Origin of the sequence: Pseudonocardia oroxyli, assembly GCF_900102195.1 — a bacterium.
Classification (GTDB): Bacteria; Actinomycetota; Actinomycetes; order Mycobacteriales; family Pseudonocardiaceae; genus Pseudonocardia; species Pseudonocardia oroxyli.
Window position 1 is genome coordinate 1 of the sequence record NZ_FNBE01000036.1, and the last position, 13,581, is coordinate 13,581.

General features: G+C 69.1%; 3 protein-coding genes. All 3 read left to right on the forward strand.

The window, feature by feature from the left end:
• Positions 1-569 precede the first annotated feature (569 nt).
• The 3 genes from BLS43_RS28775 (at position 570) to BLS43_RS29750 (ending at position 13,242) form a co-directional block, all read left to right on the forward strand.
• Entirely contained in the window at positions 570-1,226 is a 657-nt protein-coding gene (locus tag BLS43_RS28775; protein ID WP_218130055.1) for a glycoside hydrolase family 16 protein, read from the forward strand.
• Positions 1,227-1,881: 655 nt separating this feature from the next.
• Complete coding sequence (locus BLS43_RS31825) at positions 1,882-12,537, forward strand: LamG-like jellyroll fold domain-containing protein (protein WP_093089860.1); 10,656 nt, start codon at positions 1,882-1,884, stop codon at positions 12,535-12,537.
• A gap of 504 nt (positions 12,538-13,041) precedes the next feature.
• Entirely contained in the window at positions 13,042-13,242 is a 201-nt protein-coding gene (locus BLS43_RS29750) for a hypothetical protein (RefSeq protein ID WP_143030289.1), read from the forward strand.
• Positions 13,243-13,581: the final 339 nt, after the last annotated feature.

Below are 13,581 nucleotides of genomic sequence, written 5' to 3' on the forward strand. Positions count from 1 at the left end.
CAGGAGCCTGTCGGGAAGCCCGCTGGGCGAGCTCCGACCCCGCGGCCGGCGGTGCGGGCGCCCAAGGCGACCTCGACGTGGCCATCAGACCGTGTGAGCCGGAGGAGACCGATCCCGCAGGCACCGCGCAAGCGAGCTCGCGGTCGCAGACCCCATCGGCCGGCCGTGCGACGAGCTCGACACCGACCCGTGCGGCACCCCGCACTCCGACGCCCGCAGCCCAGGCACCCGCAGGCCAGACATCCGCCGCGCAGAGCCCTGCCCCGGTTGCGGCGACACCGCCGCCGTCACGTGCGTCGACCCCCGCGGCGACCACTGCAGCGCCGAGTCGTGCCCCGCAGCCCTCGGCTGCGCCGGGCGAACCCGCCCAGCCCACCCCTCAGACCCCGACAGCCCGACCGGCGCCCACCGCGGCCGCGCCTGCCACCCGGGTACCGGCGCCCACGGTGTCACAACCGACTCGAGCTCCGGCCCCGCCGCGGCCTTCGCCGACGACACCGCCTCTCAGCCCGCCCACTCCGGCTCCGGGCGGCGGTGTGACGCAGCCGGGAGGGGGCGATCCCTCGGTCGTGCCCGGTGTCGAAGGGCAGACCGCGGCTGCGCTGCTCGGGTGGGGCGCCCCGGTGGCCGGGGACGAGTTCGACTACGTCGGCCCCCCGGATCCCGCCCGATGGGGCCTCTACGAGGGCGCGGGTCACGACAACAACGGCCGCCGGGTCGCGTCCGCCTGGTCGGTCGACGGCGACGTGGTGACGGTGCGCGGCAACACAGCCGGTGACTCCGGCGGCATGGCCTATCGAACAGGGCAGTACCGAGGCAAGTGGGAGGCACGGATGCGCGCACCTGTCGGGGACCCGGACTACCACCCCGTGCTGCTGCTGTGGCCCGACGCCGAGGACTGGCCCGTGGGCGGAGAGGTCGACTACGCCGAGATCTCCGACCCCGACAGGCAGAACGTGGACTTCTTCCTGCACTACGGCGCCTCCAACAGCCAGACCCAGACCAGTCGCGCTCTCGACGTCACCCAGTGGCACAACTACGCCGTCGAGTGGACCGATCGCTGCATCATCGGCTACATCGACGGCGCGCAATGGTTCGCCGACTGCGAACCCGGCCATCAGCCGCCACGAGCGATGCACATGACCATCCAGCTCGACGCCTTCAACGGCGACGGCCCCTACCGGCCCTCGGAGATGATGGTCGACTGGATCAGGCAGTACCGATGAACGCTCTGATCGACCTGCGCGGTTCCGGTTCGACAGCCCATGCCTGGAGGCGACCATGAGCGAGCCGGGACCGACCCGTCTGACCACGACAGCGAGGGCCAGGCGCTGGTGGCTGCCGATCACGGTCGGCGCTGTCGCGCTGATGGTCATCGGTGCCGTGGCGTGGGCGTTGTGGCCTGAGCCTGCGCGGGCTCGCCACTACCGCCAGGAGTCGGCGTGCCTGCTCACCGGCTCGGACGGCCTGCGCGATCCGCAGGCCGGACAGCTCTGGGCGGGCATGCAGGCCGCATCCACGGACAGCCTGATCAGGGTTCAGCACCGAGCGGTTCGAGGTCCGCAGACGATCGACGGCGCCCGAGCGTTCCTCACGGGTCTCACAGCGGCCGGATGCGACGTGGTCGTCGCGGGCGGGACCCTGGCCAATCAGGCGGCGCTCGCCGAGGCCGCCTCGCATCCAGGCGTTCGGTTCGTCGTCACCGAGCCGGGCCCGGACGGCCCCCAATGTGCACGCGCTCGCTGCGGGCCCGTCCGGCGGTTGGGCCGAAGCGATACAGCAGGAACTGACGCAGTTCGCCGACTGAGTCGCCCGCTCGTCACCGTCTTTCAGCGCACCTCCAGGGAGTCTGCCGTGTCCGTACCCATCAAGCTTCGTCAGATGATCATCGGTTGTGCCGTGCGCCGTCGGGTTCGCGTCGCCGCGCGGTCCGGCGACGGGCGGGCGCCGCTGCAGGGCGGGGGCGGGTTGCGCCGGGTGGCGCGCTCGGCACGCCGGGTCGGCGTCGTCACGGTCATGGCGATCATGCTGACGATGCTGACGCCGCCGAGCTCGACGGACGGTATCGGCCTCTCGCGGCTGTGGAGCTGGATCGGGTCGACGACGGCATGGGCCGCGGACTCTGAGACTCTCCCGGATGCCGCGGACATCGCGGTGCCCGAACCAGGCGGCGGTCGGGCACCAGATGTCGGGATACAGGTACCGGCCGACGCCACCAGCTCCGGGAACGGCATGGGCAGGCCCGTCGAGCAGGAGCCGGGAACCGTCGAGCCCTACGCGCCGTTCGAGGTCGCTGCCGAGCCCGCAGTCACCCCGGCGACTGAGGCGCGGTTCGACCCCGAAACCAGCGTGCGACTGGCGGAGGAGTCCAGCGCCACCATCGACGTCTACGCCAACGCGGACGGCTCGGTGACCCGACGTGTGTTCACCGGCCCCGCGAACTTCCAGGCGGCCGACGGCTCCTGGCAACCGATCGACTCCACTCTCGTCGAGCGGGGTGACGGGCGCCTGCGCCCCGCCGCGAACGGTCTCGACATCTCCCTGGCCACCGAGACCGCTCCTGACCCGGCCACCGGGACCCCGGACGTGACAGCCCCACAGGACCCCGCTCCTGCCCCGGCCGAACCCACGGCCGCACCCATCCCCGACCCGGAACCGGGAACGACCACGCCATCGTCGGACCCGGCCGCCCCGTCCGGGACCGAACCGGGGCCTGAGTCGGCGCCTCAGGTCGGCCCGACCGTCCCGACAGCGCAGGGGCCGACCGCGCCCGCCCCGACCGAGCCGGAGGCGGCTCCGCCGGCCCAGCCTGCAGCAGATGTCGCTCCGGCCGCGGCGAGTGCACCGGCGCAGGAGGACTTGGTCACGCTGCGTCTGACCGACGGGGAGGAGTTCGGCTACCGCCTGGACGGCGCGGCGAGCGTCGTGCCGACCTACGTGGACTCGGTCGCGACCTACGCCGGTGTGCTGCCCGAAACCGACCTGGAGCTCCAGCTCTCCGCGACCGGGGTCAAGGAGACCCTGGTCCTCAACTCGCCCGCGGCGGCGTCGTCGTGGCTGTTCCCGCTGACGCTGTCCGGCCTGACCCCGGAGCTCACCGAGTCCGGGGCTGTCGATCTGCGCAACACCGCCGGCGAGGTGGTCGTTCACGTACCCAACGGCTACATGCGCGACGCGAACGTCGACCCCGTGGGCGGTAGCTTCGCCGAGTCCACCGCGGTGGACTACGCGCTCGTCGAGCACGACGGCGGCCTGGCGCTTCAGGTGAGCGCAGACCGCGCCTGGCTCGACGATCCCGCACGCCAGTATCCGGTTCGGGTGGACCCGACCGCGTTCACCGTGCAGGTCGACGACGCGATGGTCGACGACGACGCCGGCACCGCGAACAACGGCGACTCCATCGCCGTCGGCACCTTCAACGGCGGCGCGACCAGGTCACGTGGCTTCGTCAAGTTCCCCGAGTTCACCCAAGGCACGACCTTCGGCGCGGTGTCGTCGGCGAACCTGAACCTGTTCATGACCCGGGTGGTCAGCTGCTCGGAGTACAGGCCCATCAACGCCTTCTCGGTGACGAGCCCCTGGACGGCCTCCGGGCTGGCCTCGGCGACCTTCCCGGGGCCGGGTTTCGGCGCGGCGCTGGCAGGCACAGCAACACCGACCAATCACTCGGTGGCCTGCGCGAACACCACCGGTGACCGCTCGATCGGCTCGTGGATCCAGATCCCCATCGCGGCGAGTGTCATCGAGGGCTGGGCGACCACCCCGACCAACAACGGGCTCGCTCTGATCGCCTCCGACGTCGACAACAACGCGTTCAAGCGGTTCACCTCGTCTGACTACTCCAGCTCGTACCGGCCCTACATCGACGTCACCTACACCGAGAACACCCCGCCCCAGGTGGGGCTGCGGTACCCGGCGAACAACACCGAGGTCGGGACCCTGACCCCGCATCTGTCGGTGGAGGGCTCGGACCCGGACAACTGGCCCAACCTGGGGCTGACCTACAAGTTCACGATCTTCGACGAGTCGGCCACCGAGGTGGCGAACTCCGGCTGGCTCGGCACGCACTGGGACGTGCCCGCCGGCGTGCTGGAGTGGGGCAAGCGCTACCTGTGGACGGTGATCCCGTTCGACCAGGGCGCATACGGCCCGACGACGCCGGCGATGGCCTTCGGCACCGCCGTTCCGCAGCCCGCGCTCAACAGCCGGCTGAGTCAGAACGCCGGGCGCGGGTTCGACACCACCATCGGGAACTACACCGCGTCGGCCACCGACGCCCAGGTCGTCACCGTGGGCCCGGAGGCCTCGCTGACACGGCACTACAACAGCCTCGACATGCGGCGGACCAACGCCATGGGCGCCGGCTGGTCGAGCCTGCTCGACGCCCGCGCCACCGAGGTACCCGTCGCGGGCGGCGGCGCGGTCGCGATGGTCACCGTCACCCTGCCCGACGGCAAGGACGCCACCTTCGGGCGCAACCCCGACGGATCGTTCACCGCACTCGAGGGCAGCCACGCCCGGGTCGCCGCGACCCTGAGCGGCACCACCGTCACCGGCTACACGCTCACGGAGAAGAACGCCACCGTCTACACCTTCAGCCAGGCCGGCGGGACCGGGGTGTTCCGGCTGACGACGATCACCGACGCCAGCGGCCGCACCCTGACCCTGGGCTACAACGGCTCCGGGCAGGCCGAGTCGATCACCTCGGCTTCTGGGCGGGTCGTCTGGCTGAACTGGGGCACACCGGTCGGATCGACCGTGGCGCACGTGACTCACGCCAAGGCCGGTGGCGCGTCGGCGCCGGTGTCCTGGTCGGGCACGGACGTGTGGACCTACTCCTACGGCGATGCCGACCAGCTCACCGAGGTGTGTGCTCCGGAGACTCCGGCGACCTGCACCCAGTACGACAACAGGTGGGTGTCTCAGCACGCCAACGCCGTGGTCAACGAGGGCCCGACCGGGTTCTGGCGGCTCAACGAGGAGACCGGCACGGCGACCGCGTCGAGCAGCGTGCTGGCCAACGCGGGCACCGACAAGGCCGTCTACACCGACGTCGCGCTCGAGCAGAGCCAGGCGATGCCGAGCTCGGACTCCACCTCGGCGGGCTTCAACGGCACCTCCTCGCGGGTCGAGCTGCCCAAGCGGCTCGTCGTGGAGGGCCAGTACCAGAGCATCAACATGTGGTTCCGCACCAGCACCGCGGGCGGAGTCCTCTTCGGCTACAGCGAGGACCCCATCACCGAACCCGGCGGCACCTCGGGTGCCTACGTCCCAGCCCTCTACATCGGCTCGGACGGCAAGCTGCGCGGCCAGTTCTGGAACGACGGCACGACCCCGCTGATCACCCCGGGGTCGGTCACCGACGGCGAGTGGCACCAGGTCGCGCTGACCGGTGCCGGGTCGGTGCAGAAGCTCTACCTCGACGGGGAGCTCGTTGACGAGTTCACCATCAACACGATCAACAACCTCGGCGACGACTCCGCCTACGTCTACGTCGGCGCCGGTTTCGTCGGCGGCGGCTGGCCCGGTCACGCGAACAGCGGCTCGACACCTGCCCCGGCGAGCTTCTTCACCGGCGACATCTCCGATGTCGCGTTCTTCAACCGGCCGCTACCCGAGCAGACCGTCGCACAGCTGCACGATCTGGGCACCAACGGGCACCCGGTGCTGGAGCGGATCACCCGCCCGTCGGGCGGCATGCAGGCCGAGATCTGGTACGACACCGTCACCGGCCGCGTGCACAGCCTCATCGACGAGAACGGCGGCCAGTGGCGCCTGAACAACCCGCAGGTCTGGGGGAGTAGCGACGTCTACGTCGCCTCCATGCTCGGCGGCGCTCCGGCGGACTACTGGCGCATGGGCGAGACCGGCACCGTCGATGCGGTCAACCAGGTCCGCGGCGGCACGGCCACCTACAACAGCGTCACACTCGGCTCACCCGGCCCGTTCGCGGGCACCACCGCCGCGGCGTTCAACGGGACCTCCTCATATGTGGATCTCGGCGAGCGGGGGATGCCAGGGGACGGCCCGGTGTCGGTGGCGGTGTCGTTCAAGATGCCCAACACCAGCGCCGGAGGCGTGCTCTACGGCTACCAGAACGACCCGATGAGCTCGATGGTCGGCGGGAACTGGGTGCCCGCCCTCTACGTCGGCACCGACGGGAAGCTGCGCGGCGGGTTCGCCTGGAACCAGGTCACCACCTCGGGCACCGTCAACGACGACCAGTGGCACCACGCCGTGCTCACCTTCGACGACGACGTCCACAAGCTCTACCTCGACGGCGAGCTCGTCGGCGAAGTCCACGACGTGATGGGCGACATCGGCTCCGGCCACGCCTACTTCGGTGCGGGCCGCTGGGACGGCAGCTGGGCTTCCCACGGACCCACCACCGCCGGGTACTTCCCAGGTTCCATCGCCGAGACCGCGATCTACCGCTCCGCGCTGTCCGCCGAGCAGATCGCCGACACCCACGACGCAGCCACCCGCACCGTGCCGCTGGCCTACACCATGCTCTCCGGCGTCGCCTCGCAGGTGACCATGCCGGTCGCCACGACAGTGGTGACCAAGCCCGGCGGCGCGGAGATCGCCTCCACGGTCGATCTGGTGAAGAACCGGGTCGTGTCGTCGGAGGACTCGCTGGGCAACATGACCCACTACGGCTACGACGTCCGCGGCGACCGGAACATGGTCTACGACCCCCGCGGGGTGGTCACCCAGGAGCTGTACGACGTCCGGGGCAACACCGTCCAGCTCATCACCTGCCAGGACCAGGCCGCCGACAAGTGCTCCTCGGAGTACTACACCTACTTCCCCGACGCGACCACCGAGAACCCGGCCCCGGACGGCCGCAACGACGTCATGCTCACCGAACGCGACGGCCGCTCGAGCTCCGCCAGCGACGACACCTACCGCACCAGCTACGGCTACGACGCCTACGGCCACCGCACCTCGGTGACCGACCCGCTCGGGCGGGTCACCGAGACCGACTACTCCCACCCCGGCACCCACCCCGCCGTCGACTCCGGCACCATCCCCGCCGGCCTCCCCACGGAGGTCATCACCCCTGGCGGGGCGGTACAGACGATCCGCTACTTCGCCAGCGGCGATGTCGCCGAGATCATCGACGCCGCCGGAAAGCGCACCGAGTTCACCTACGACGCCCTCGGCCGCCAAGCCACACGCACCGAGTACACCGATACCCACCCGGGCGGCCTGACCTGGACCACCACCTACGACCTGCTCGGCCGAGTGGAGACTCAGACCGCACCCGGTGTCCTCAACGCCGTCACCGGCGCCACCCACACCGCCCGCACCACCATCGACTACGACGCCGACGGCCGCGCCGTCGAGGAGACCACCGAGGACGTCACCGGCGGCGACGCCGCCCGCAGCACCACCAACGCCTACAACAGCCTCGGTCAGCTGATCTCGGTGACCAACCCGGAAGGGGAGATCACCTACTACGAGTACGACGACCTCGGCCGCATGTTCAAAGAGATCGAACCCGACGGGCGCGTGCTGGCCAACCTCTACGACACCGAGGACCGCCTCACCCTCGTCAAGATCAACAACTTCGTGGGGGACCCGAACGACCCGGACCCCGGCGCCGACCTGATCACCCTGACCAAGGACTACGACCCGGCCGGACGGCTGGCCGCCGAGCACGACGCGATGGGCTACACGACCCGCTACACCTACACCGACAACGGGCTGCCCGCCACGACCGTACGCACGGACGGCACGGCCGAGTTCGTGGTCGAGGACAACACCTACGACGCCGCAGGCAACCTCGTCCGCCAGATCACCAACAACGGCGCCACAGAGCGCACCGCCGCCTATGACGCCGCGGGCAGGCAGACCACCGGCACCCTGGACCCCGGCGGGCTCGACCGCACCACCACATGGAGCTACGACCGGGACGACCACATCACCTCGAGGCTGGACACCGGCCCGGGCGGGGTCATGGTCGGGCGAACCGACGCCATGCACGACCCGCTCGGCCGGGTCACCGCCACGACCCGCTACCTGTCCGACGACCCGACCAGCCCGGCCGGCTGGTGGCCGCTGGACGAGACCAGCGGCACGACCGCCCGAGACACCGGCGCGAACAACCCCGCCACGAGCGTGGGGAGCGGGCTGGGGTGGACCATCGACCGGGGCGGCTCGGCGACCTTCACCGGGTCCGGCTCCCTGGAGACGCCGGGCCCGGCCATCGACACCGCGCGCAGCTTCACTGCGTCGGTGTGGGTGAGCCTGGCGGCAGGCGGCGCGAACCGCAACGCCCTGGCCGCGGACGGGAACCTCCCGAGCGCGTTCTTCCTGGGCTACAACCACGGCGCCAACCGGTGGGCCATGACCATGCCCGATACCGACACCGTCTCCTACGGGGAGGTCCAGGCACGATCGACCGGCAGCGCCGCGCTGAACACCTGGACGCTGCTGACCGGGGTCTACAACGCCGAAGCCGGCACGGTGTCGCTCTATGTGAACGGCGCACACCAGCAGACCCAGGCCCGCGCGGCAAAGGGCTGGACCGCGGACGGCCCGCTCACCATCGGGCGTGGCCAGTGGAACGACATCTCCGTGGACCACTGGACCGGCGGCCTCGACGACGTCGTCGTCGTCCAGGCTGCGCTCGACGCCACCCAGATCGGCGAGCTCTACTCCGGCGCCGCACCCGACCCCGACTCCGGGGTCATCCGCACCAGCGCGGCGCTCGGGCAGGACGGCTTGCCGACCAGCCGCACCGACCCCAACGGCAACACCGTCTACCTCGAGTACGACGAGGCCGGCCGGCTCGTCACCGAGACCGCCCCACCCGCGCTCGTCAGCATCGCCGGGGTGTCCCCGGTGACCGCCTCGGCTACGTCCTCCACGGGCTACAACACCTTCGGTGAGGTCACCGACCGGGAGGACGCCAACGGCAACTGGCAGGTCCTGGGCTACGACGGCGCCGGGCGGCTGGTGTCCGAACAGGGTGCGGAGTACACCGCTCCCGGCGCGGGCAGCGGCCAGACCCCGCAGCAGACCCGCACCTACGACGAGGTCGGGCAGCTCACCTCGATCACCGACCCCATGGGGGAGACCACCGAGTACGGCTACGACCAGCTCGGCAACGTCTCACGCATCGACCGCCCAGACGGCGGGCAGGAGCTGTTCACCTACGACACCATCGGTAACCACCTCTCGGCCACCGACGGCACCGGCGCGATGGTCACGGCCACCTACGACATGCTCGGGCAGCCGCTCACCTCGACCGAGGTCGTCCGGCAGACCTCCACCGCACACACCACCACCTACACCTACGACACCGGCGGCCGACTCACACAGGTCACCTCCCCGGAAGGCGTCATAGCCACCCAGACCCACAACGCCGCAGGTGAGGTCACCACCAGCACCGACGGCGCCGGCGAGACGACCAGCACCGACTACGACGGTGCCGGCCGGATCATCCGGGTCACCCTCCCAGACGACACCTACAGCCGCTCCTTCTACGACCTCGCCGGCCGCCAAGGCGGCGCAGGCACCTACGACGCCACCGACACTCTGCTGACCTGGGAACACCAGCGCCTCGACAAGGCCGGGCTGGTCCGCACCTTCTGGGACCGCAACGGCAACCAGTTCGACTATGACTACAACCGCCGCGGCGAACTGACCTGGCAGCGCGAACCCGTCGGCGGCGGTGCCCCCGCGATCGAGACCGAGTTCGGCTACGACGCCGCAGGCAACCAGACCCGCTTCCTCGACGGGCGCGGCAACGAGTTCTGGACGACCTACAACAGCTGGCACCTGCCCGAAAGCAAGATCGAACCCCCGACAGCGGCCCACCCCAACCCGGCCGACCGGACCTGGACGACCACCTACAACCTCGCCGGGTACGCCACCACCGACGCGCTGCCCGGTGGGGTGTCCACCACGTCGGCCTACGACGAGCTCGGGCGGCTCGTCGAGCGCACCGGCACCGGTGCGGAGGCCGCGACCGCTACCCAGACCTTCACCCGCGACCTCGCCGGACGGGTCACCTCCGCCACCGCAGGGGCAGGAACGGTCACCGTCGGTTACGACGACCGCGGCCTCGAAACCAGCGTGTCGGGGGCGGCAGGAGCGTCGTCGTTCACCTACGACGACGACGGCCGCATGACCCAGCGCACGGACGCGGCGGGCGTCACCGACTACACCTACGACGCCGCGGGGCGACTCGCCACCCTCGCCCACCCAGACACCGGCAGCCAGGAGTTCACCTACAACGACCTCAGCCAGGTCACCGGGATCGGGCACGGTGTCGGCGGGCAGGTCCGCACTTTCGGCTACGACACCTCCCACCGCCTGGTCAGCGACGAACTCACCGCCGGCGCCGCACTTCAAACGATCGTCGAGTACGGCTGGGACGCCAACGACAACCTCACCTCCAAGTGGGTCGACGACGGCGGCGCAGGCACCTACGACAGCTACACCTACGACGAGGCCAACCGGCTCACCTCGTGGAACGACACCAGCACCAGCACCAGCACCGACTACACCTACGACGCCTCGGGCAACCGCACCGGAAACGGCGCCAAGACCTTCACCTACGACGCCCGCAACCGGCTACTCACCGCTGACGGCACCGCCTACACCTACACCGCGCGCGGCACCCTCTCCGACGCAGGCGGCGACGCGACCCTGTCCGACGCCTTCGGTCAAGCCATCGAGCAAGACCACGCCGGCGGCACCCAGACCTACACCTACGACGCCTTCGGCCGGTCCGTCCTGGCCGGACACTCCTACAGCGGCCTGAGCAACACCCTCGCCGCCGACGCCGCCGCCAGCTACGTGCGCAACCCCACCGGCACAGTCGCCGCCACGGTCACCGGTAGCGGCCCCGGTCTCGACGCACGCTGGTCCTGGACCGACCTGCACAACGACCAGATCGCCCAGTACGAGTCCGCCGGCACCGGCATCGTCGGCTACACCAGGTACGACCCGCTGGGCGCCACGATCTGGTCAGGCGGGATGGCTGGAAACCTCGGCTACCAAGGCGAATGGACCGACAGCTCCACAGGCCGGGTCAACATGGCCGCCCGCTGGTACAACCCGGATACCGGGCAATTCGACAGTCGCGACAGCATGACCCTCCCCGGCAGCCCCGTCTCGGTGAACGCCAACCGCCACCAGTACGGAAACGCCAATCCGCTCGTTCACATCGACCCCACCGGGCACTTCCTGCAATTCATCCCCGCAATCGTGACCGCCATCGTGCGCGCGGTTCAGGTGACGCGGGTAGTCAGCGCTGTCGGCTCGGCAGGCGGGGGCGGATCTGCGGGTCCGGTATCAATGCCCGTTCGTCTACTGCCGGTGATCAGGCCGCTCAGCCCGCCCACGGCGCAGACGCCGGCCCCGGCGAGGGCAGCGGCACCCGCACGAGCCGCTACTCCCGCGCGGGCAGCTGCCCCGGCCCGAGGAGTCGCAGCGCCACCTGCCGGGGCTCCCGGTGGAGGCTTCGCGAACGGAGGCACCGGGACTGCCGCGGCAGTCGCAGCCGTGGAGCAAGCCAATCAGGTAGCACTCGACCCGGTCGCGGAGGCCGCTCGACTCGCGCTGGAAGCGTTGAGAGCCGCTTCCGACGGCGACATCTTCACCCGGATCCAGCCCGGTTGGACAGAGCTCCCGAAGGTGATGACGCCCGACGCCGCGGCCGGACTGGCCTGCGCTCTCGGTGGTGCAGGCGCTGCAGCGATGGATTGCGCGGTCGGCGGCAACCCTGCCATCGAAGCTGCCGCGGAGATCTTCAACGGCTCCTGGGTCCAGCAACGCACCGGAGCCTCCGCATCGACGACGACCCAGATGACCGACAACGGCGGGTGTGGACCCCGCCTGCTCCGCAGCACCTGCCGTGCCGAGGTCGGGCTCGAGGAGACACTCGACCTCGACCAACAGATCGCAGACGCCATGGCGTGCTTGCAAAGTGTCGAAGGCTGCGACGCTGGAGACTTCCTCAGCTCCGCATCCGGCCTCCTGGCAGGCTTCGGAGCTCGCCCGACGCGTGCGATCGGTTCGCTCCTTCCGCTGCGCGGGGGACTGCTCGGAGAGGGCCCCTCTCCCTGGAGTTCGACGGGCTTCACCCGCGGTGACCTAGACGCTGACCAGCCATCCGGCGACGAGGCGTGTGGAGGATCGAACTGCGGTAGCGGCCCAGCCCCAGGTGTTCTTGAAGTCAGCGAGAATGTAAGGTCCATCAAAGCGTTCGAGGTCTATTCGCCTAGGCGAGGAGGAATTGAGTACGTCTTCGACCCGACGGTCAACAGACTCCTAGTCGGAGACCCCAAAGCCCATCTCGCGATCCCTGGGAGCCCTCACGAGCGCCTGGCGAGATCTGGCTCGCTTGACGAAAGCCAGGTATTGGGGGGGATATTTAGGCGGGACGCCAGTGGGCGAATGCAGTTTGACGAGCAGAGCGGACACTATGGAGACCGATGGTCCGAGCGTACGCGCCAACAATTCAGCGACTTCCTACGAAGCCATGGGATTGATGCCGGATACACTCGCTGGAATGGATGACGAGCGATGTGGCAACCGTTAGTAGTGCGACCTGGTGGTGACTGGATCGGAGTAGTCCAAGATCAGTCAGGCCTGTGGACAGGAGACAGGGACCGGCCGCGCAGCGAAATTGACATGGACTACCCAGTCTCCCTCTGGCCGCTACTAGAAGGCGACATGGTCAGCGCTCTTGAGCAGTTCAATGAGGCGTGGCCAACAATTTCACCCAGAGTAGGGGGATCGCCCCGGGGACTTCTCGAAAAGGTAGTCGCCTCAGCACTGCGTAGCGATCAGGCATACTGGACAGATCTCGCGATTCAGTGGCTGGAGAAAATGCAGAAGGACCTACTCTTCGAGCTTGATGAGACTCGGGGTCAGCTACTTCGAATCTCTGAATCAGGCGTCTTGCCCCAGGCTGTCCGTCACCGAAGCAGGCGGCTCGCGAAACAGATTCGAGCACGGTCAGAGAGGTAGCCAATTCCGAGCAAGTGCGCCAAGCAGTCAAGTTCTTCTCCTGCTCTCGCAATGGCGGCGGGTAAACCGCGGCAGGGGCCAGTTGGATTCACCAAGGCCGTCGCCGACCTCAGAGACACCTCCAAGGAGGAGCTGTGTATCGGCTACGTGGATGACCGTCCTTCCGGTGGTCTAAAGTTTCAGGTCTTCCTCACGCCCGCCCTGGACGAACTCGTCGCGTGTCTTGGGGTCGAGAAGATCGTGAGGGATTAGAAGCGAACGGTAGCTCAACTGCAAGACAGCCGATTTGAGACCGCGCACTGCAGTCGCGCTTTGCCCAGCGAGGGGGCGCTAACCAGTGGTGCAAGCGGACAACTCTCACTAAGCAGAGCCCCTACGGGTACTACCAGGTGCACTTCTACAAGAATGAAGTCACGGGCGAGGTGATGAATGACTATGATTACAAGGTGGTCATGGGTAGGAGAGGCTCCAGTCGATGAAGGTTGCCGCCGTTAGTCAGGTGGGTTGGAGTGGCGGACGCAGCTTCGTAGAGAGCGGTCTGAGGCCAGAGGTCGTCCGGACGGTGCTCGAGATATATTCAATGACTGGCGG